Source organism: Treponema sp. R8-4-B8 (genome assembly GCF_054786175.1).
Genome location: NZ_BDHE01000107.1, coordinates 1 through 1,249, shown reverse-complemented (window position 1 = coordinate 1,249; position 1,249 = coordinate 1). Strand labels below are relative to the sequence as shown.

General features: G+C 49.4%; 2 protein-coding genes. Both read left to right on the top strand.

What is annotated here, in order from left to right; genetic code table 11:
• The coding region (locus tag ACYVRA_RS06590; RefSeq protein ID WP_461251950.1) for a hypothetical protein at positions 1-234 on the top strand (234 nt) is incomplete at its 5' end.
• 191 nt (positions 235-425) lie between these two features.
• Positions 426-1,249, top strand: an 824-nt coding sequence (locus tag ACYVRA_RS06585; protein ID WP_461251949.1) for an NAD(+)/NADH kinase, incomplete at its 3' end; no start/stop codon positions are given.

Here is a 1,249-nt window from a genome sequence, read left to right as displayed (position 1 = left end):
AGGCCTTTCTCTTATACACATCTAGATGTGTATAAGAGACAGGTGATAGAGGGTGCGAAAGAGTTTGACGGGTTCGACATACTTGAACCGCTTCCGGCGCACATCGCCGCCGCCTTCTGCGTAGCGGGGATCAAGTGCCACGGGAAGACGTCCATAGCGGATGATTTTGTATTTGCGCGGTGGCCGGATTTTGAAAAAATGATACACGAGATTTTTGAGTTTCGCGGGAAATGAGATATTTGTTATTGTGAAATAATGATTATTATGGATTATCGTTGATTATCATAGATCATTATAGTTTATTATAGATCATTATAGATTATTATGGATCATTATAGATTATTATGGATCATTATAGATTATTATGGATCATTATGGATTATTATAGATTATCGTAGACTATCATATATTATTGAGGATTACCAATGCAACAAAAGAGCATAAATACTTTCGGCATCGTATCGTTCAAAAAGACATCGGCTGTAGCTGACGTGTTGGAGCGTATTCGGGCGTGGGCTTCGGACAATGGGGCGGAGGTCATATATCATCCCATTCTTGCCGGTCAACTTCCGTTAAGCGAACAAGTCGAAACATCCGAGGCGGTTTTTCTTGACAAATGCGACGCCGTCGTCTCGGTCGGCGGCGACGGGACTTTTCTTTCCGTGGCGCGGATGAGCGGATTCTCCGAGAAGCCTATCGTGGGAGTGAACCTCGGCGGATTGGGATTCTTGACGGACGTCGGCCCGGAGGATTTGGAGGAGTACCTCGGCAAAATCAGGCGCGGCGACTATACGATGATCAGCCGCATGGTATTGGAAGCCCGCGTCCTGCGCCGAGGCGATGAAGTTCACCGATTCAAAGCGTTGAACGACGTCTACATCAACCGCGTCAACGTGCCGAAACTGAGCTCGATTTCGGCTTGGAGCGGCGACGCGTTCATCACCGACTTTTTCGCCGACGGAATCATCGTCGCCACGCCGAGCGGTTCAACGGCCTATTCCCTCTCCGCCGGAGGCCCGATCGTCGAACCGTCGGTGCAAGCGTTCCTGCTGACCCCTATATGCCCGCACTCCCTAACTGAACGCCCGCTGATACTGCCGGCGGACGTCAACATCAAATTAGCGGTGAACGACAAGAACCCCGACCTGCTGTTAACCGCCGACGGTCTTGAATCTTTCAACCTACACTCCGGCGACGAGGTAATCGTCTCCTACAGCGGGGTAAGAAAAAATTTGATTCAATTAGCGGA